The sequence below is a fragment of the Parabacteroides sp. PH5-46 genome, assembly GCF_029892785.1.
Taxonomy (GTDB): domain Bacteria; phylum Bacteroidota; class Bacteroidia; order Bacteroidales; family Tannerellaceae; genus DFXE01.
The window spans coordinates 319,317-337,744 of sequence record NZ_JARXXA010000002.1; the positions used below are offsets into that span (position 1 = coordinate 319,317).

Annotated in this window: 13 protein-coding genes and 3 tRNA genes; 6 read left to right on the plus strand and 10 right to left on the minus strand. The window is 46.2% G+C overall.

Annotated elements, in window-relative coordinates:
• Nucleotides 1-203 precede the first annotated feature (203 nt).
• Both M2470_RS03150 and M2470_RS03155 read right to left on the minus strand, forming a co-directional pair.
• Nucleotides 204-2,477 carry a sialidase family protein gene (locus M2470_RS03150; protein ID WP_280743426.1) on the minus strand — a complete coding sequence of 758 codons (2,274 nt, stop codon included), beginning with the start codon at nucleotides 2,475-2,477 and terminating at the stop codon, nucleotides 204-206.
• Nucleotides 2,478-2,491: 14 nt separating this feature from the next.
• Nucleotides 2,492-6,592, minus strand: coding sequence for a two-component regulator propeller domain-containing protein (locus tag M2470_RS03155; RefSeq protein WP_280743425.1), 4,101 nt, complete (start codon nucleotides 6,590-6,592; stop codon nucleotides 2,492-2,494).
• Nucleotides 6,593-6,857: 265 nt separating this feature from the next.
• Here M2470_RS03155 and gpmI point away from each other — a divergent pair, with 265 nt between their 5' ends.
• Both gpmI and M2470_RS03165 read left to right on the plus strand, forming a co-directional pair.
• Nucleotides 6,858-8,381 (plus strand): 2,3-bisphosphoglycerate-independent phosphoglycerate mutase, encoded by a 1,524-nt coding sequence (gene gpmI, locus M2470_RS03160; RefSeq protein ID WP_280743424.1) that lies wholly within the window; start codon nucleotides 6,858-6,860, stop codon nucleotides 8,379-8,381.
• Nucleotides 8,382-8,384: 3 nt separating this feature from the next.
• Nucleotides 8,385-8,963 (plus strand): DUF3109 family protein, encoded by a 579-nt coding sequence (locus tag M2470_RS03165; protein WP_280743423.1) that lies wholly within the window; start codon nucleotides 8,385-8,387, stop codon nucleotides 8,961-8,963.
• Here the strand turns inward: M2470_RS03165 and M2470_RS03170 are convergent.
• The 6 genes from M2470_RS03170 to M2470_RS03195 form a co-directional block, all read right to left on the minus strand.
• Nucleotides 8,960-10,723: a gamma-glutamyl-gamma-aminobutyrate hydrolase family protein gene (locus tag M2470_RS03170; protein ID WP_280743422.1), complete on the minus strand. Its 1,764-nt coding sequence runs from the start codon at nucleotides 10,721-10,723 to the stop codon at nucleotides 8,960-8,962. The genes M2470_RS03165 and M2470_RS03170 overlap by 4 nt on opposite strands.
• A gap of 10 nt (nucleotides 10,724-10,733) precedes the next feature.
• Nucleotides 10,734-12,689, minus strand: coding sequence for a DNA topoisomerase (ATP-hydrolyzing) subunit B (gene gyrB / locus M2470_RS03175; protein ID WP_280743421.1), 1,956 nt, complete (start codon nucleotides 12,687-12,689; stop codon nucleotides 10,734-10,736).
• Between the two features lie 152 nt (nucleotides 12,690-12,841).
• Nucleotides 12,842-12,913, minus strand: a tRNA-Glu gene (locus tag M2470_RS03180).
• A gap of 66 nt (nucleotides 12,914-12,979) precedes the next feature.
• Nucleotides 12,980-13,234: a 30S ribosomal protein S20 gene (gene rpsT, locus M2470_RS03185; RefSeq protein ID WP_280743420.1), complete on the minus strand. Its 255-nt coding sequence runs from the start codon at nucleotides 13,232-13,234 to the stop codon at nucleotides 12,980-12,982.
• 30 nt (nucleotides 13,235-13,264) lie between these two features.
• Nucleotides 13,265-13,339 (minus strand) — tRNA-Glu (locus M2470_RS03190).
• 130 nt (nucleotides 13,340-13,469) lie between these two features.
• On the minus strand, nucleotides 13,470-13,859 hold the full coding sequence (locus M2470_RS03195) for a DUF2721 domain-containing protein (RefSeq protein WP_280743656.1): 390 nt from the start codon (nucleotides 13,857-13,859) through the stop codon (nucleotides 13,470-13,472).
• 165 nt (nucleotides 13,860-14,024) lie between these two features.
• Here M2470_RS03195 and recO point away from each other — a divergent pair, with 165 nt between their 5' ends.
• Complete coding sequence (gene recO, locus M2470_RS03200; RefSeq protein WP_280743419.1) at nucleotides 14,025-14,750, plus strand: DNA repair protein RecO; 726 nt, start codon at nucleotides 14,025-14,027, stop codon at nucleotides 14,748-14,750.
• 69 nt (nucleotides 14,751-14,819) lie between these two features.
• Nucleotides 14,820-14,891 (plus strand) — tRNA-Arg (locus M2470_RS03205).
• Between the two features lie 41 nt (nucleotides 14,892-14,932).
• Here M2470_RS03205 and M2470_RS03210 read toward each other — a convergent pair.
• Together M2470_RS03210 and M2470_RS03215 are read right to left on the minus strand one after the other, a co-directional pair.
• Nucleotides 14,933-15,298 (minus strand): helix-turn-helix domain-containing protein, encoded by a 366-nt coding sequence (locus tag M2470_RS03210; RefSeq protein WP_280743418.1) that lies wholly within the window; start codon nucleotides 15,296-15,298, stop codon nucleotides 14,933-14,935.
• Between the two features lie 6 nt (nucleotides 15,299-15,304).
• On the minus strand, nucleotides 15,305-15,601 hold the full coding sequence (locus tag M2470_RS03215) for a type II toxin-antitoxin system HigB family toxin (RefSeq protein WP_280743417.1): 297 nt from the start codon (nucleotides 15,599-15,601) through the stop codon (nucleotides 15,305-15,307).
• Between the two features lie 268 nt (nucleotides 15,602-15,869).
• Between M2470_RS03215 and M2470_RS03220 the strand changes: the two genes are divergently transcribed.
• Both M2470_RS03220 and M2470_RS03225 read left to right on the plus strand, forming a co-directional pair.
• Nucleotides 15,870-17,750: a TonB-dependent receptor gene (locus M2470_RS03220; RefSeq protein WP_280743416.1), complete on the plus strand. Its 1,881-nt coding sequence runs from the start codon at nucleotides 15,870-15,872 to the stop codon at nucleotides 17,748-17,750.
• Between the two features lie 12 nt (nucleotides 17,751-17,762).
• Entirely contained in the window at nucleotides 17,763-18,365 is a 603-nt protein-coding gene (locus M2470_RS03225; RefSeq protein ID WP_280743415.1) for a hypothetical protein, read from the plus strand.
• Nucleotides 18,366-18,428: the final 63 nt, after the last annotated feature.

Here is an 18,428-nt window from a genome sequence, read left to right on the forward strand (position 1 = left end):
ATTGTTTGAGAAACTGAACGATACATCGGCGCGCGCCAGTGTATCGTTTCAGTTTAAAAGTAATACTCAAAACTGGAATCGAGTATTGTTTTAACAAAAAAACGATACTCAAAACTGAATTTGAGTATCGTTTTTTACAAAGATGATACCGAAATCTTGATTTTACAACTTTTAAGATATTATTTGTTCTAAATTTTGTATAGCTACTTGCCTATCGGGTCACCGTATAAGGTGCCTCTTCCGTGGGTTCCTACGTATACGCGGCCGTATTTCTTGGGGTCTCCCGAAATGTGAAGGACTAAGCCGTACTGATGATCGTCGTCATTGATGCGCACCCAGCTCTTGGCAGCGTCGTCTGAACGGAAAAATCCGTAGGTACCGTTTACGATGCCAATCATATAGAGTGCGGGGTAGCTCCGGCCCGGTGCTTCTTTGCCGAAGCCAAAGGCATAGAGTTTGCGTACTTTGTCTAGCTTCAGCAGTTGGTTGTCGGGCAATAGGTGGTAGAGGCCATCGTAGGCGGCAATCCATCGGTCGGCCTCCCGTCCGGGAGTGGTGTAGATTTTATCCTGTCCACCTCTTCTGTCGGCACGCATGAGGGGCGTTTGCGGAAGTGCAGGCAATAGCTGGCGCGAGGTAAAGCTCTGCCCACCGTCCCGGCTTTCGTACAAGAGTCCTGAGGCAATGTCGAAGCCATAAAAGCGGGCGGGATTCACTCGGTCGGCTACTACGCGAATATTGTCGGGGATGCCCTGGCATTTGTGCCAACTTGCCCCTCTGTCGCGTGTGTAGAAGACAGGGAGCCGGAAGGGGCTCCAGATCCAGCTTTCGCCGTCTGCCGATACGGCGATGTAGCCGTTTGCCGCCTTTTCATCGGGAAGGGATTGCGGTTCGCTCCACGAGATACCGCCATCTTGGGAGTAAGCGAGCGGCTTGCCCTCGGGATGATGATGAGAGACGGTACCCACTCTAACCACCAGCTCAGGACGCTTCTCTGCTCCGCTGACGCCGTTGGTATTACCGTAATAAGGCTTATGACTTCCGGTAGGCGAGGGGCTGTCGAGGTCGAAGTGCGTAAAGCCGCCATAGTCTCCGATTGCCGTAATCAAATGCGCTCCTTCGTTGGGGCTGTAGATCTCCAATGGGACGGTTTCCTCTATGCCGGTGCTCATGATCTGCCATACGACAGGCTTTTTCTTGTCCTGCGCGGAGAGGTTGAACGTCTCCCAGCCTCCGTAACCTGTTGTGAACATGGCGTGATTGGGGTTGAAGGGGTCAATCTCTATGTCAAACATCCAGTGGAGAGGGGTAAACTGGGTGTAGGGGGCTTTGGTGTAGTCGAACTGAGCCTTGCCGGCAAAGATGCCTTTCCAGGTTTTGCCGCCGTCTGTGCTTCGGTAGATATCGTCTTCGGCATAGCTGTTGGGGACAGCCAGATTGAAGCTGCTTGCGATCACGTGCTTCGGGTTCTGAGGGTCTACCGACACGGAGGCATATCCGAACTTCAAGTCCTTATCGGGATTGGGTTTTACGGGTGAGATCTCTTTCCAGAGGCCTGTCTTTGTGTTGTATTTCCATACGCCGCCGTCTTCCATGCGCTGGGGGCCGGGGTTGCTTCCATACGTAATGTAGAGCTCGCCATCGGAAGCCAATGCCGCGTGCGTGGGTCGGTACTGAGTAGGTTGTCCCGCAACGGCCTGCCAATGGGCTCCATGATCGTGGGATACAAAAAGATTCTCGCGGTTCATCAGCGATACGCCTACATATATAGTAGCGCAACCTTTACCGGGAACGGCTGTGCTCTCGTCATAATGTACGAAGATGATACCGCTTCCCTGCGGACGATTGGCCCAAGGATTCCTTGGCTGGGAAGAGGGCGGTAGCTCCGGCATGATCTCTGTTACGTCAGGGAAGGTGCTGAGTCGCTCCCAGCTTTGGCCTTTGTCGGTGCTTTTCCAGAGTCCGTCGTGCCGGGTGCCAAGGTAGATGATGCGGCTATTGGCGGGGTCTACCATCATGCGTTCTCCGTTACCTCTTCCGTTTTCGTTTCCGCCCATGGCGAATGGCATGTCGATACGCGTAAAGCTGCGCCCTCCATCGTGTGAACAAAGGACGGCTCCGTTGCTACTGCGCGTGTAGGTGCCGCATGAAAGGTAAACGGTTTGCAGATCGCTTGGATCTACGGCAATGCTTTCTACGCCTACCAGATTGTTGTCGTCATAAGTAATCCAGTCGAGCATGGATATCCAACGTTCCGAGGCGGCATCCCAGCGGTAAGCGCCTCCCATGTCTGTACGGCAGTAGCGTACGTCTTTGGCTTTGGGGTGGAAAACGATACCGTCTACGAATCCGCCTCCTACGATCTGTACGCTTTTCCACTGATAGGGCTCACTGGGGACGGAGGGTTGTAAGGATTGTTGTGCTGCGAGCTGCATGCCTAATAGCAGGCATACGGTTAGTAATACTGATTTTTTCATGATTGAGTGATTAATTATTTTTTATTCTCTATGTAGTCGGAGGGTAGTATGCCGAACTCTTCTTTAAAGTATTTCCGGAAGAGTTTGCTATCGTTTATTCCTACTTTGAAGGCTACCTCGCTTACGCGCATCTGGCTCTTCTCGAGCAGGATGGCGGCGTGCTTCATCCGGATGGTGCGGATCAGCTCTACGGGAGTCTTGCCGGTGATGGACATGGTCTTCTTGTAGAAGTTTACGCGGCTCATCCCCATTTCGCGACTGAGCCACTCTACGGACAATTCCGGATTGGCGATCTGCTCCTCTATAAACTGTATGGCCTTCTTCATCAGCTCTTCGTCGAGGGAGTTTATGTCCATGCTGGTTAGCTGAATGCCCTTGTTGGTAGCCTGGCTGAATTGTTCGCGCATGCGGTTCTTCATGTCGATGATGTGCCGTATCTTGAGTATGAGCACATCCATGTTGAAGGGCTTGCCGATGTAGTCGTCGGCACCTGCCTCGAGTCCGGTGAGCTTGCTTGCCTCTGCGGATTTGGCCGTCAGCAGAATGACGGGAATGTGAGAGGTGCGTATGTCTTCTTTGATGCGCTTGCAAAGCACGATTCCATCGGTAATGGGCATCATCACGTCGCTGATGACCATGTCGGGCAGGTGATCCAGTATAACCTGCCAGGCCTCCTCGCCGTCTGAGGCGGTAAGGATGTTGAAATTGTCGTTCAGGCTAAGGCGCATGAACTCGCGGAATTTGCTGTTGTCGTCTACAATGAGGATTGTGTTTTCCAGATTGTTCGAGGAGATCCGGGCTTCCGTATTTTCTTCCCTTTCCGCTTCGACGGTGTGGGGGACGGATATGATTTCTTCTATCTCCGATAGGATAACGGGCAGGGATACGGTGAAGGTGCTTCCCTTGCCCAACTCGCTCTTTACGGTAATGGTGCCGTTGTGCATCTTGACGAACTCCCGGCAGATGTGAAGACCGATTCCTGTACCGATGGTGGCATTTGCCTCGTTCTCGGGAGGTATCTGGTAGAAGCGGTTGAAGATGAGCTCTTGCTTGTCTTCCGGTATGCCGATGCCTGTATCGGATATCTGGATGCAGAGTTCGTCTGTCTGGCCCTCTCGGTTGTGTACTTGCAGGTTGACGGCTATTTCTCCGCCTTCGGGAGTGAATTTGAAGGCGTTGCTCAAGAGGTTTGATACTATTTTGAATATCTTATCGGTGTCGAACTTCATCATAAAGGAAGGAATAGCCGTTGAGAATGAGTAGCGGATATTCTTTTGCTCCGAAAGGTCTTTAAACGAGTAGGAGATGTTGCGGATAAATATCACGATATCTCCGGAGGAAAGGAGCAGGTCGACTCCTTGTACGTCGATCTTCCTGAAATCCAGCAGCTGATTAACGAGCGAGAGTAGCTGGGTGGCATTCTCGTGTACCAGCTGTAGGATTTTCTTGTTGTCCGAGTTGTGCTCTCCCTTCATTAACTTCTCGACGGGCGCAATGATGAGCGTCAAGGGCGTGCGGAACTCGTGACTTACATTGGTAAAGAAGCGGAGTTTCATCTCGTCCATCTCATGGAGGCGGTTTGCAGCGATTCGTTCCTGTTCCTTGACGAATTTCCGCTTCTGGAAGCGACTGAAGATAATAACAATGAGGAGAATCAATGAGATACTTAAAAGTAAGTAAAGGATGACTGCCCAAGGAGTAGCCCAGAAGGGTGGCTGGATCTTGATATTGAGTCTGCTGGGGGTATCGCTCCATACGCCATCGTTGTTCTCTGCCTTTACCAGGAAGATGTAACTGCCTGCGGGGAGGTTGGTGTAGGTGATGTTGCGGTTGCTGGCATCTATGGTGGTCCAGTTTTTATCATGCCCCTCCATGAAGAATGCATACTTGGTCTTTCCGGGAAGGAAATAGTTGAGCGCCGAGATGCTGAGGGAGAATCCCCGCTCTTCGTATTTGAGTGACAATTCTTTGGTGTAGCTGATCTCGTCGGACAGTATGATATTTTCGTTGTACTCTTTTCCGGGGAGGATTTGCTGGTTCTGCAACTGCAATCCGGTGAATACCACTTGGGGAGGATTGGTGTTGTAGTGTATCTGCATGGGGTTGAAAGTAGTGAGCCCGTTCGTCCCGCCGAAGATGAACTCCCCGTCGGATGTGCGGCACCGGCTGTTGCGGTTGAAGATCCTTCCGGAGATCCCTTCGTTCTCGTAATAGGTGGTGCAATCGAATGTGTACTGTTTGCTTTCCTCGTTGTATTGGGGAGCGATCTTTAACAGGCAATTCTTGGTTCCGAGCCAGAGGATGCCGTAGTCGTCTTGCATGATGGAGGTAACGTCGTTGTCGGGTAGCTGGTTGGTTTTGTCGAGGTGATAGAGCTTGTCATTTGTCTGATCGTAGATGCTTAGTCCGTTGTTACTGCCTACCCACATCAACTTGTGCTTGTCGAGAAAGACGGTGTTGATCGCCTTGTCCTTGAATGTATATCTGTTATCCCTTGTTCCGAGGAAAGCGCTAACCTTCCCGCTTCGGGTATTGATGATGTTTACTCCCAGCGCCGTGCCGATCAGCAACTCATTCGGATTTCCGGCGGAGATGGAGTACACCTCGTCGGAGAGGAGGGGATTCGAGTCGTTTGAGGCGCTGAAGTGCTTCCACTGCTTGGATTTCAGGTTGAGCTGGTTTACGCCTCCTCCCAATGTCCCGATCCAGAGGTTGTTGTTCTCGTCGGTGAGCAGGCTGTATATGCTGCTGTTTGAGAGTTTCCCCTCCGCCGGCTGGTGGTGGGTGAATGTTTTTCCGTTGAAGCAGTCCAACCCTCCCATATAGGTTCCGATCCATAGATTGCCCTCTGCGTCTCCTGTCAGACACACAATGATGTTGCTGCTGATGCTGCCCGGGTCGGCGGGATTGTGTTGGTACTTGCGATACTGCTTGGTGATTCTGTTGTAATGGAGCAGGCCGTTGCCGTTGGTTCCTATCCATAGATTGCCGGATGTGTCTTCATAGACACAGTTGCAGTCGTTGGTGGCTGCATCTTCCGCCCGTATGATGGGATAGCGTATATTGTTGAATTTGAAAATGCTTTTGTGATAATAATTAATTCCGCTTTTGTAGGTACCGCACCATAGTATGTCTGTGTCGTCTTTATACAGGCAGATGACGCTGTTCTGGCTGATGCTTTTAGGGTCGAGCGGGTCGCTTTTTATGTATCGTATGGTTTCCTTTTGCTTGTTCAGGATGTTGATTCCTCCGTGGTCTGTGGCGATCCAGATATTCCCTTTCGGATCTTCTTTTACATCACGTATCAGAGAGGAGGTGAGCGGGATGGCCGACTCGGTGGTGTAATGTTGCCATTCCCTCGTCTTGGGCTGGTAGTGGAACAGTCCGTTGTGATTTTCGGGATCCATGTAGATCCAGATATCATTCCCGCTATCTACAAACATATTGAAGCGCTTGGGGATGGGAAAGCTCTGAAGAAAATCGTTCTTTATGGCATATTCTGTTTTCTCTAAATGAACGATTTCTATTAGTCCCGAATAATAGATGACATACAGGCAGCCATCTTTCTGAACGATGTTGCACACGCCACCTTCCTTCTGGAAGGCCGGGTAATCGGTTACCTTTTTTGTTTCGAAGTCATATCGGCAAAGCTTGTTGTCCGAGGTTCTGAATAGTAGCTGATAATCTATGTCCTGGAAGACAGCGGTGACCGTTGGCTGGATAGCGAGTGTCTTCTGCATGTCTTCAATGGTGTGGAAGGTGTTTTTGTGTAAGTCAAAGATGCTGATTTCTCCGTTTTGATAGGTTACCCATAGTTTGCCGTCTATCGTTTCGGTTAATTGTATGATATATCCTTCGGAAAAGAGGGAGCCGTTGATTTCGTGGCGGAAGGTTTTGAATTCATATCCGTCGTAGCGGATTAATCCGGCTCCTGTGCCAAACCACATAAAGCCTTTCTTGTCTTTCAGGATGCAGCTTATTTCGTTGGAGGGGAGTCCGTTGTTTACATCGATTCTGTTGAAAAGGATATTTTCTTCCAGGGCAGCAATCGCTCCGGAAAAGAAATATAACCCGCAAAAGAGTAGAATGAACTTATATAGTAAGTGTTGCTTCATGGTATTGTTTTCGTTTCTTATGTAAAAATACGGCATTATGGCTAAACAGGTGGGGGGTGTTTGTATCTTTTTATAGGCAATATTGTAATTTGTACATGGATTGTTTTATTTTGCTCGTGTCTGATTGTTATTTAGACGTGAGCTATTTTTATTTGCTAACGAGCGAAAAAGGATCGCTAACTGGCAAATTTTGACTAATTTTGCAGCCGGTTTTAATAGCTTGAATTTTAAATAAAAAAATAAACAAATCAAAATAGATGCAATTATGAGCAAGAAAGCATTATTAATTATTTGCGACGGATGGGGAATCGGTGATAAAGGAAAAGACGATGTGATTTATCAGACACCTACCCCATATTGGGATTCGCTGTTGAAAGAGTATCCAAACTCACAGTTACAGGCTTCCGGTGAAAACGTAGGATTGCCCGACGGACAAATGGGAAACTCGGAAGTTGGCCACTTGAATATTGGCGCAGGCCGCGTAGTGTATCAGGACTTGGTGAAGATCAACATCGCCTGCCGCGAAAATACAATCCTGGAAAACCCGGAAATCAAACGTGCCTATAGCTACGCAAAAGAGAACAACAAGCAGGTTCATTTCCTGGGACTTGTTTCTGACGGAGGCGTGCACAGCTCGATGGAGCATTTGTTTAAACTAACAGATATCTCGAAAGAATACGGAATCAATAAGTCGTTTGTACATTGCTTTATGGACGGACGCGATACAGACCCGAAGAGCGGTAAAGGCTTTATCGAGCAATTGGAAAATCATCTTCAGACAAATGGAGGCAAAATAGCTTCTATCATCGGACGCTACTATGCAATGGATCGCGACAAACGTTGGGAGCGTGTGAAAGAAGCCTACGACCTGTTGGTAGAAGGTAAAGGAAAAGCTGCCGAATGTATGCTGACTGCAATGGATGAGTCGTACGCCGAAGGTGTAACGGATGAGTTTATCAAACCCATCGTACACGTAGAAAACGGCAAGCCAGTGGCTGTAATAGAGGAGGGGGATGTAGTTATCTTCTTCAACTTCCGTAACGATCGCGCCAAGGAGCTGACCATTGTTTTGACACAACAGGATATGCCGGAGGCCGGAATGAAAACAATCCCGAACCTTCAGTATTTCACCATGACTCCTTACGATGCTACATTTAAAGGTTTACATATCCTCTTTGATAAAGACAATGTAGATAATACATTAGGACAATATGTAGCTCAGCAAGGCAAGACACAGCTTCATATTGCTGAAACAGAAAAATACGCGCACGTGACTTTCTTCTTTAACGGAGGACGTGAAGAACCTTTCAACGGCGAAGACCGTATCCTTGTACCTTCTCCTAAAGTGGCCACGTACGACCTGAAACCGGAAATGAGCGCTTATGAAGTAAAAGACAAGCTGGTAGAGGCAATCAACGCAAACAAATACGATTTCATCGTGTGCAACTATGCAAACGGAGACATGGTAGGACATACCGGTATTTATCCGGCCATCGAGAAAGCCGTTATAGCTGTAGACGCTTGCCTGAAAGATACCGTTGAGGCAGCCAAAGCAAACGATTACGAGGTAATCATCATTGCCGACCACGGGAATGCCGACCACGCATTGAACGAAGACGGAAGCCCGAATACGGCTCACTCGCTGAATCCCGTTCCCTTTGTTTACGTAACAACAAGCAAAGACGCCAAAGTAGCAAACGGAATTCTGGCAGACGTAGCCCCTTCTCTTCTTCACATCATGGGATTACCCCAGCCTAAAGAGATGACAGGAAAATCGTTAATCGTATAAAAAATGTTACAGATTGGTGATACTTTAATAAGCCTTGATATTATAGAGCGGCAGTTTATTTGTGATCTGTCGCTCTGCAAAGGGGCTTGTTGCATCGAGGGTGATTCCGGTGCTCCTTTAGAGAAGCATGAGTTGGCTGAACTTCAAAAAGTATTGCCATTAGTCTGGGATGATCTCTCTCCTGAAGCCCAGGAGCTGATAAACAAACAAGGAGTAGCCTATATCGACAGCGATGGCGATGTGGTTACTTCTATTATTAATGGGAAAGATTGCGTATTTACCTGCTACGATGAAAAGGGGATATGCAAGTGTGCTATCGAGAAAGCATACCGCGAGGGACGGACAAAGTTCATGAAGCCGGTTTCCTGCCACTTATATCCGATTCGCGTAACCAAATACGCCACCTTCAGCGCCTTGAACTATAATCGCTGGAAAATCTGCAAGGCCGCAGAGATCTTAGGCCAAAAAGAAAAACTTCCTTTATATAAATTCCTGAAAGACCCCTTAGTCCGCAAATACGGTGAAGCCTGGTACGAAGAACTGGAACTTTGCGCCTCGGAATGGGAGAAGGGTAACGGTTAATGATTAACCATTCGCATTACGCGGAGAAGGTTTTCTCCCCAAATCTTTCTGATATCTTGTTCGGTGTAGCCGGCCTGGAGTAGGCGAACGGTAATGTTGATTAGTTCGTTGCTGGCGCGGCAACCAATTAGCTCTCCGTCTCCGTCGAAATCGGAGCCAATGCCTACGTGGTCTATGCCGGCAACTTCTACGATGTGATTGATGTGGCGAATGGCGTCACTCAGCGAGGCTTTCTCTTCTTCTTTATTGATAAATCCCTTGTACAAGCAGACTTGTATCACACCTCCGTGAGCGGCTAATGCCTTGATTTGTTCGTCGGAGAGGTTTCTCGGATGGTCGCATAAAGCGCGAGCCGATGAATGAGAGGTAATAATCGGTTGGCTGCTTTCCTTTAATACATCATAGAAGGTGCTTTCTGCCGCATGGGAGATATCGATTATCATGCCCAGACGGTTCATTTCTTTGACTACCTCCTTGCCAAACGGGCTGAGTCCGTTCCACTCGGCTTCGCCTCGGGCGGAATCACAGATGTCATTACTCCCGTTGTGGCAGAGCGTCATGTAAGAAACGCCCATTTCCTTGAAAAGAGTCAGGTTACGGATGTCTTTTCCGATGGCATAGCCGTTTTCTATACCCAGGAAGATGGCTTTTTTGTCCAGATGCTTTAGGCGGATCAGGTCGTCTGCCGTATAGGCAATCTCCATCCGTTCGGGGTTCAGTAGCTCTTGCTTCTTTACCTGTTCGAGACGTTCGATGGCGTATTCGGTAGCTGCTTTCAACGAGGCATCGTCTCTCTTGCCTTGTGGGATGTAAGCCACCATAAAGGCGGCATCAATCCGTCCCTCTTCCATGAACGGCAGGTTTACCTTTCCTCCTTCTTTTTCCCCCAGATTGAAAGAACCGGGGAATACCATAGGAGTGTCCGTATGCGAGTCGATAGTAAGAATCCGTTGGTGTATCTCTTTGGCTTGGCTGAAGCTGCGGGATTCTTCCACGTGATAGCGGAAGAGTTCAAGCATAAGCTCATCGCCATTGGACGCCATAGCTTCGGGATGCCATTGTACACTAAGGATGGAATATTCGGGATGCTCCATGCCTTCGTTGATCCCGTCCGGAGCAATGGCAGTTGAGATAAACTCAGGAGCCGGTTCCGTAATGGCCTGGTGATGGATGGAATTAACTTGGATGTCGGACTCCTTCAGGATCGAACGCAACTTGGTGTTTCCGTTGATCAGAGTCACGGTATGCGATGGCAGTTCGCGTGCCAGTGTCTGGCTGTGCTTGAGCAATTTCATCTCGCTTCCGGCATAAATGTCCTGATAAAGCCCGCCGCCGAAAGCCACATTCATGATCTGATGCCCCCGGCAGATACCCATTATCGGGATTTGGTAATTAAAAGCCAAACGGAGAATAATCAAATCATACTCGTCGCGGTAGCTATCTACATCCTGTAATTCGGGGATCGGTTCTTCTCCTAAGTAAAGGGGGTTGATGTCGCTCCCGCCGCTCATTAGCAAGCCATCTAGGCCTCTAATGATAGTAGACAGCGCTTTGATGTCTGTTATCACGGGGATCAGGACAGGCGCCCCGCCTGCCATCAGTACGGACTGGACGTAGGTCTCGGCTATACAAGAAAGTCCGTCTTTCCGATTAGCGGATATTCCTATACGGGGAGGTTGCGATTGCTCCTTTTTGGGGATGAAGTTGTCAACCTCCCTGAACAGGGCCTCTACGTTCGGACGACGGACCTTTATATTCATGTTGTTTCTATTATGCGTCTATATTGGCATAGGTTGCATTTTCTTCGATAAACTCGCGGCGGGGAGCTACTTCTTCACCCATCAACATCGAGAATATCTGGTCTGCTTCCGCTGCGCTTTCAATTGTGATTTGCTTCAGCGTACGGTTCTCCGGGTTCATGGTTGTATCCCATAACTGATGGTCGTTCATCTCTCCCAAACCTTTGTAGCGCTGGGTGTGAATGCCCGCTTCGCTTCCGCCACCGTATTTGTCGATGAAAGTCTGGCGCTGCTGTTCCGTCCAGCAATATTCTTCTGCTTTTCCTTTCTTGCATAGGTACAAGGGGGGAGTCGCCAGGTATACATATCCATTGTCTATCAATGCACGCATACGACGGAAGAAGAAGGTCAGGATCAATGTGGCGATGTGGCTTCCATCCACGTCGGCATCGGTCATGATGATTACTTTATGATAACGGAGCTTGCTGAGGTTCAGTTCCTTCGGATCGTCTTCCGTTCCGATAGTGACACCCATGGCGCGGAAGATGTTCTGGATTTCTTCGCTATCGAAGATTTTATGCTCCATCGCCTTCTCTACGTTCAGGATTTTACCCCGAAGCGGAAGGATTGCCTGGAAGGTACGGTCGCGTCCCTGCTTGGCTGTTCCACCTGCCGAGTCCCCTTCGACAAGGAATAACTCGCAGTCTTCGGCTACCTTAGACGAACAGTCTGCCAGCTTTCCGGGAAGACCTCCGCCGCTCATAGGCGATTTGCGCTGAACCAGCTCTCTTGCCTTGCGGGCTGCCTGACGAGCCTGTGCCGCCAGTATTACTTTGTCTACAATGATCTTAGCTTCTTTCGGATGTTCTTCCAGGAAATAACCTAAAGCCTCACCTACGGCTTGGTCTACAGCGCCTGTTACTTCGCTGTTACCTAGTTTTGTCTTTGTCTGTCCTTCAAACTGAGGCTCTGCTACCTTGATAGAGATAACAGCTGTAAGGCCTTCGCGGAAGTCGTCGCCTTGTATCTCTACTTTGGCTTTTTCCAGTAGCTTGGAGTCTTCAGCGTATTTCTTCAGTGTGCGGGTTAATCCTCTGCGGAAGCCTGCCAGGTGGGTTCCTCCCTCGATGGTGTTGATGTCGTTTACATACGAGTAGACACTTTCGTTGTACGAAGTGTTGTATGTCATGGCTACTTCAACCGGTACGCCTTGTTTTTCGGTTACAATGTGGATTACATCTCCGATCAGCTTTTCTTTGGCGCGATCTATGTAACGGACAAACTCTTTCAAGCCTTCGTCAGACATAAATACCTCTGTCCGGAACGTGCCGTCTTCTTTTGTCACGCGTTTGTCGGTAAGTGTCAGCTTAACTCCTGCGTTCAGGAAAGCCAACTCGCGCAAACGGGTTGCCAGTATGTCGTAGCGATATTCTGTTACAATGAAAATAGTATCGTCCGGTTTAAAGGAAATAGTAGTTCCGGTAGTATCTGAATCTCCAATCACCGTTAATTCAGATGTGGGGTGCCCACACGAAAACTCCTGCATGTATATTTTGCCTTCGCGGCGAACTTCTGCTCTTAAGTAGGTGGAAAGTGCATTCACACAAGATACACCTACCCCGTGCAAACCTCCGGAAACTTTGTAGCTTCCTTTGTCAAATTTTCCTCCGGCGTGTAAAACGGTCAATACAACTTCCAGTGCGGATTTGCCTTCTTTTTCGTGCATACCTACCGGGATACCGCGACCGTCGTCTACTACTGTAATGGAATTGTCTTCGTTAATGGTGACATCAATATTGGAGCAATACCCGGCGAGGGCTTCGTCAATAGAGTTGTCTACTACTTCGTACACTAAGTGGTGCAGACCTTTTTCGCTGATGTCGCCAATGTACATCGCCGGTCTTTTACGTACAGCTTCTAATCCTTCGAGTACCTGGATGCTATCTGCTGAATAATCGCCGTTAGTGTTTTTTATTTCCTCACTCATATATGTTTAACTTGTTTGAAATCAATATTTGCAATGGTTTTTGAAAAACCTAACAAAGATACAAAAAAATAATGAAGAATGAGGAATGAAGAACGAAAGAATATTTGTTGCTGTTTATTCTTCGTTCTTCATTCCTCATTCTTCATTTGAAGTAGCCCATAGGGGAATCGAACCCCTCTTTCAAGAATGAAAATCTTGCGTCCTAACCGATAGACGAATGGGCCATAGGTGAAAAAGCCGGGCTAATTAGTCCGGCTTTCCTATATCTTTATAGCTACCTTCTTGGTCTCTTACGCGAGAGCATTCACGAACTTCGCCAACTTGGATTTCAGGTTAGCAGCTTTGTTCTTGTGAATGATGTTCTTTTTAGCCAGCCTGTCTAACATAGAGCATACTTTAGGATATAAAGCCTGAGCTTCGGCCTTTTCCTGGGTAGCACGCAATTTACGAACTGCATTTCTAGCAGTTTTTGCATAATATCTGTTATGCAAACGTCTTGCGTTTGTCTGTCTGATTCTTTTTAATGCTGATTTGTGATTTGCCATTTCTTAGCTATCTTATTTTTTAATTCAATTTGGTAGCCCATAGGGGAATCGAACCCCTCTTTCAAGAATGAAAATCTTGCGTCCTAACCGATAGACGAATGGGCCAACATGTGAAAGTTCTCACTTTCTGCGTTTAAAGACTCCTATTTCTCAAACGCGAGTGCAAAGATAGGTCTTCCTGGGAAACTACCAAAACATTTTACAGAAAAATTAAATTATGTTTGCGTTTTAACATCTATTTAGAGGCGATGTTGTCCAGGTGAATATCCAGGGCTTTTACTGAAATGTTGATCTCCCAGATGCATAAACAAAGGGAAGCGGCCAGTAAAATAAGCCCGACACCGAATATCCAGACTGCCGTATTAATGAATGATACGTAGAAAAAGAACATGGAAACAACACTGAAAAGCAAGCTTAAAGCCCCCAGTATCTGCATGCCGCGTATTAAATAGAGCCTTCTCCTGAGGTTGGCAATCTGTGCAGCATCCCGGGGGTCACGCGTTTGCTCGTGTTTGTCTTTTAATGCGCGAACGACACTGGCATACGACAAAAAACGATTGGTATATGCCAGCAAAATTAGTGAAATAGCTGAAAACAGCAACGAGGGGGTGGCCAGTTCTAACATAATGTGTGTTTTGATGAGTTGTTTTTTATATAACAAATAAAGTCCCACAGTTGTTGAACTCATGTTCTACATATGTAGAATTCATGTTCAACAATTGTAGAACATGAGTTCAACAACTGTGGGATTTTAAAATTGTTTACCTTTGTATGCAACAACAATGTAAGTATGCTAAGTAAAACGCGCGGTATCGTCCTTCATTCTATTCCTTATAATGATACATATTCTATTATATATATGTACACGGAAGCCTTTGGACGTGCTTCTTACCTGGTGGCACGTGGCAGAGGGAAGAAGACTGCCGTTTCAAAGGCTCTCTTTATGCCGCTTTCTGTCTTGGATATGGAGGTGGAGCATCAGAATAAACGCGATCTGCACCGGATACGCGAAACCAAGCTCTGCTACCCGCTGACTCAGCTATCCTGCGACCCTGTGAAGAATGTACTGGCCTTATTTATTGCCGAAGTTTTATTTCGTGTAGTGAAAGAAACAGAGCCTGATGCCCGGCTTTTCGATTACCTGTACCGCTCTATCTACGTGTTGGAAATTTCCGAAGGAGGGGTGGCTAATTATCACCTGGTTTTCTTGTTGCATCTGCTTAGTTATCTAGGAGTATTTCCCAATGTGGACTCCTATATTGAAGGCTATTATTTCGATATGCAAAACGGCGTATTTGTCGATCGCCCCCCCATGCATCGCCATTACCTGAGCCGCGAAGAGAGCCAAATCTTCTCCCGCCTGTTTAAGATAAGCTATGAAAACATGTCACTCTACGCCTTCTCCCGCCAAGACCGCGTAAACATCCTGCACCGCATCCTGACATACTATCGCCTGCACCTCCCCGAAATACCCGAAATCAAATCAATCGCCATCCTACAGACCCTTTTCGAGTAACAAAGGGAAAAATGCCTGAACACTTGTCAATCTGCCAAAAAGATTATACTTTTGCACACCATAAAATAGGCCCCTGTAGTTCAACGGATAGAATAGATGTTTCCTAAACATTAGATAGCAGTTCGATTCTGCTCGGGGGTACTTTTTTTCTTCTGTTTGCTTAACTGATGGGACTACTGATATTATACTCCTAAGACTATATCGGAATCAATATTAAGTTTTTTGCTGATTTCACGAGCTATATTCAATGTGGGGTCTGCTTTTCCTGTAAGATATTCACTAACACGGGAAGGGCTAACGCCAATAATTTCAGATAGTTTTTTTTGGGTAAGGTTCATTTCAAACATACGTAGCTTCATAACCTCTGCTAATGAGGGTTTTTTGATATTATAGAATTCCTTTTCAAAAGAAACAATCATATCAGTAAGAAAGTCAAGCTCAATATATTCTTTGCTTGTTTTTGGAGTCGTATCATTTACTATTTCTACAAGTTCATCTATCCTTGCCAAAATAGCTTTGTACTCTGTTTCTTTTTTTATAGTTCTCATAATCTTTTACACTTTAGAACAATCTTTTATTTTATCATAATCGCTATGAGGACAGATATGCCGTATGTAAACAATTTTAGGCGTAAATAATATTAATGCAATCAGCCTATATGTGTTACCTTTTATATTGAATACATATCTTTTGTTGCCTACAGAATCAATACTGTTAAACATTGCTTTCGCATCTGCAAAACAATCCCATTCCGCTTTTTCTACTTTTGAATACCAGCTATCTAATGCTACTTTCGAGTCATTATAAGTGCGAGTGAACTCTTCTATGCAACTATATGCTATTATTCTCACTGTTTACGTATTTATGCAAATGTATGAATAAAAATCTAAATATCAAAATTGAATTCTAAAATATAGATTTTGTTTTTGGTCTTCTCAACTCTTGCTTTTTTGATAAAAGATGTGTTTTTTCGTCTTTATTGTATGTTTTTTCGTTTTTAATATACTTGCAGATCGTGTTTTATCCAATTATCGTTTATATTTGTAGCATGAATTATGAAAAACGTGTTACTGGATGTTTGTGAGAAATTGATATGAAATCTATAAATTGAAAAACGAAATGAGGAGGGGGATACTACTGTTAGTTGTGTTGTGTTTGTTTTCAGGGATTAGTCTGGCAGAAGGTTATACAGCTATATTACAAGATTCGTTAGGAAGTAAAACAGTCAATTTAGATGAGGTAGTGGTGACAGGGACGCGTGTACCTGTGCCGCGTGATGTGTTGCCTGTTCCGATAAGTGTAGTGCATCGTGATGTGATAGAGCAGAGTGAGGAGGTATCTTTGCTTCCGGTACTTATGCAGCAGGTGCCGGGGCTATATGTTACATCCCGTGGAATGGCGGGTTATGGTGTTTCAGGTGGTGCAGGCGGTATCAGTATGCGTGGCTTTGCCGGAGGCGCCGGGCGAGTGCTTATCTTAATTGACGGACATCCGCAGTATGCTACTATTTACGGGCATCCGGTGGCCGATGCATATATAGCGTCGGATGCGCAGCGGGTGGAGGTGTCTCGTGGTGCTGCGTCTATCCTTTATGGCTCTAATGCTATGGGTGGGGCTATCAATATTATAACCCGCCAGGCAATGGAGGATGGCAATAAATTCTCTGCCAGGTTGATGGGTGGCTCATATGGCACGCAAAGGTATTCTCTAACAGACACGTATCGCAACGGGCGGCTTTTCGGAGTAGTAAGTGGAAACTACGAACGAACCGACGGACACCGCGTAAACTCCGACTTTAAAATGTGGACAGGATCGGCAAAACTGGGTTACGACTTGTCGGAAGAGTGGAGGGTTGTAGGAAATGTAAATATTTCAAAGGCCAAGGGAGACGTGCCGGGGCAAGAAAGTCGTCCTTTACTGGATGGTATGACTGATGTACTACGTGGCATGTCGGGACTTTCTCTGGAAAACAGATATGAAAAAACAAGAGGAGCTGTAAACTTCTATTATAATTGGGGAGATCATAAGATTAATGATGGCTATTACGAAGGAGGTAGTCCTCGTCCATACCTCTTCAAATCAACGGACTATATGGGTGGTGTAAATATTTATCAGGCGGTAAATCTGTTTAAAGGCAATACCATTACAGGTGGATTTGATGCTAAACTATATGGCGGTAATGCCTATCGCGACCCGGAAAAGGAAATATATGCCGACCATGTCAAACTACATGAAGTAGCCGGATATGTACTTGTTCAACAGCAACTTTGGAAGTTTATGCTTGAAGCGGGCTTGCGTTTGGAGAATCACAAGCTTTATGGTACGGAATGGGTGCCACAGGCGGGTGTTTCGTTTAAAGCTGCAGAGCAGACTAGTCTGAAATTCTCCTTTTCAAAAGGTTTTCGCACCCCCAATATGCGGGAATTGTATATGTATGCTTCAGCAAATGAAGACCTGCTTCCCGAGCGTAGTTTCAGTTACGACTTTACTGTATCGCAAGGCTTGCTTGATAATCGTATGTCGGTAGACTTAACCTTATTCTACACCAAAGGAGACAATATAATAGAATCGGTTGAAATAGGGGAGAGCCGTTATCAGAACAGGAATGTAGGCGAATTTGAAAATAAAGGAATTGAATTCAGCCTGAATTATCAGATATTGAATAATCTCAGCCTACATGCCAACTATAGCTATCTTGATATGCAGAAGAAAATTACCGGTGCGCCGAGAAATAAACTGTATGCAGGGATGACCTATCGTCCCGGTAAATTCACCCTGAGTGCTGGGGCACAAGTGATAGACAAGCTTTATCTGGCTACCGGTAAGACTGTGCAAACAAGTGATTATACATTGGTTGATGCACGTGTAGCTTATCGCCCGCTGAAATGGATGGAGGTCTTTGTGAAAGGTGATAACCTGCTGGCTCAGAGATATGAAACAATGCTTGGCTACCCGATGCCTAAAGCTACCTTTATGGGAGGGGTATCATTCAATTTATAAAAGTAAATCTGTATGCGAAATATAATACTCTTAGTAATTGTACTAATGCTCTCTTTTTCTTGCAAGAAAGATACGAAGCATGAACTGATTCGCGTGGCTGTAGAGAATCAGTTGAGTATCTATCCGAAATCCACTTTGCAGGATTTGTATAAGAACTTTTTCCAGGACTATTTCGGCCCTGGGCATATGGTTAATGACACTGCATCTGCCGGTGCATACTTAGACAGGGAGTTGGCTTCTTTTGAGCAGGCACCCGGAGCCTATTATGAGCCGACAGGCTATAACGGCAATTTCTATAGAGTAAACCTGTCGGTGATAAAAGAAGGACTCATTTCGCGGGATGTATTCTTTGACGCCTTTATACGCAGTGTCAGTAATATACAAACAATTTCTATCGAAGAATGGGAGAGGGAATGGATGCTAATAGACTCGGTTATTCAAGCAATGAACCTGGTTCTCCCCAATTATGAACAAGACCGGGAAATGCTCTTTTCACTCTTGGAACAAGGCAAGTATGTGGTGCATCATAGTGAGGTGTTTTCGGAGGCTTATGACCCCCATTACCGGATAATTAACCGGGATATATTTCTAAAAGAAATTCTTTCCAACTTGTAATACAGGTAATTAAAAAAGTGATTTTTTTTAATTTCTGTTCGCTTGCGTGAATTATTTATGTAA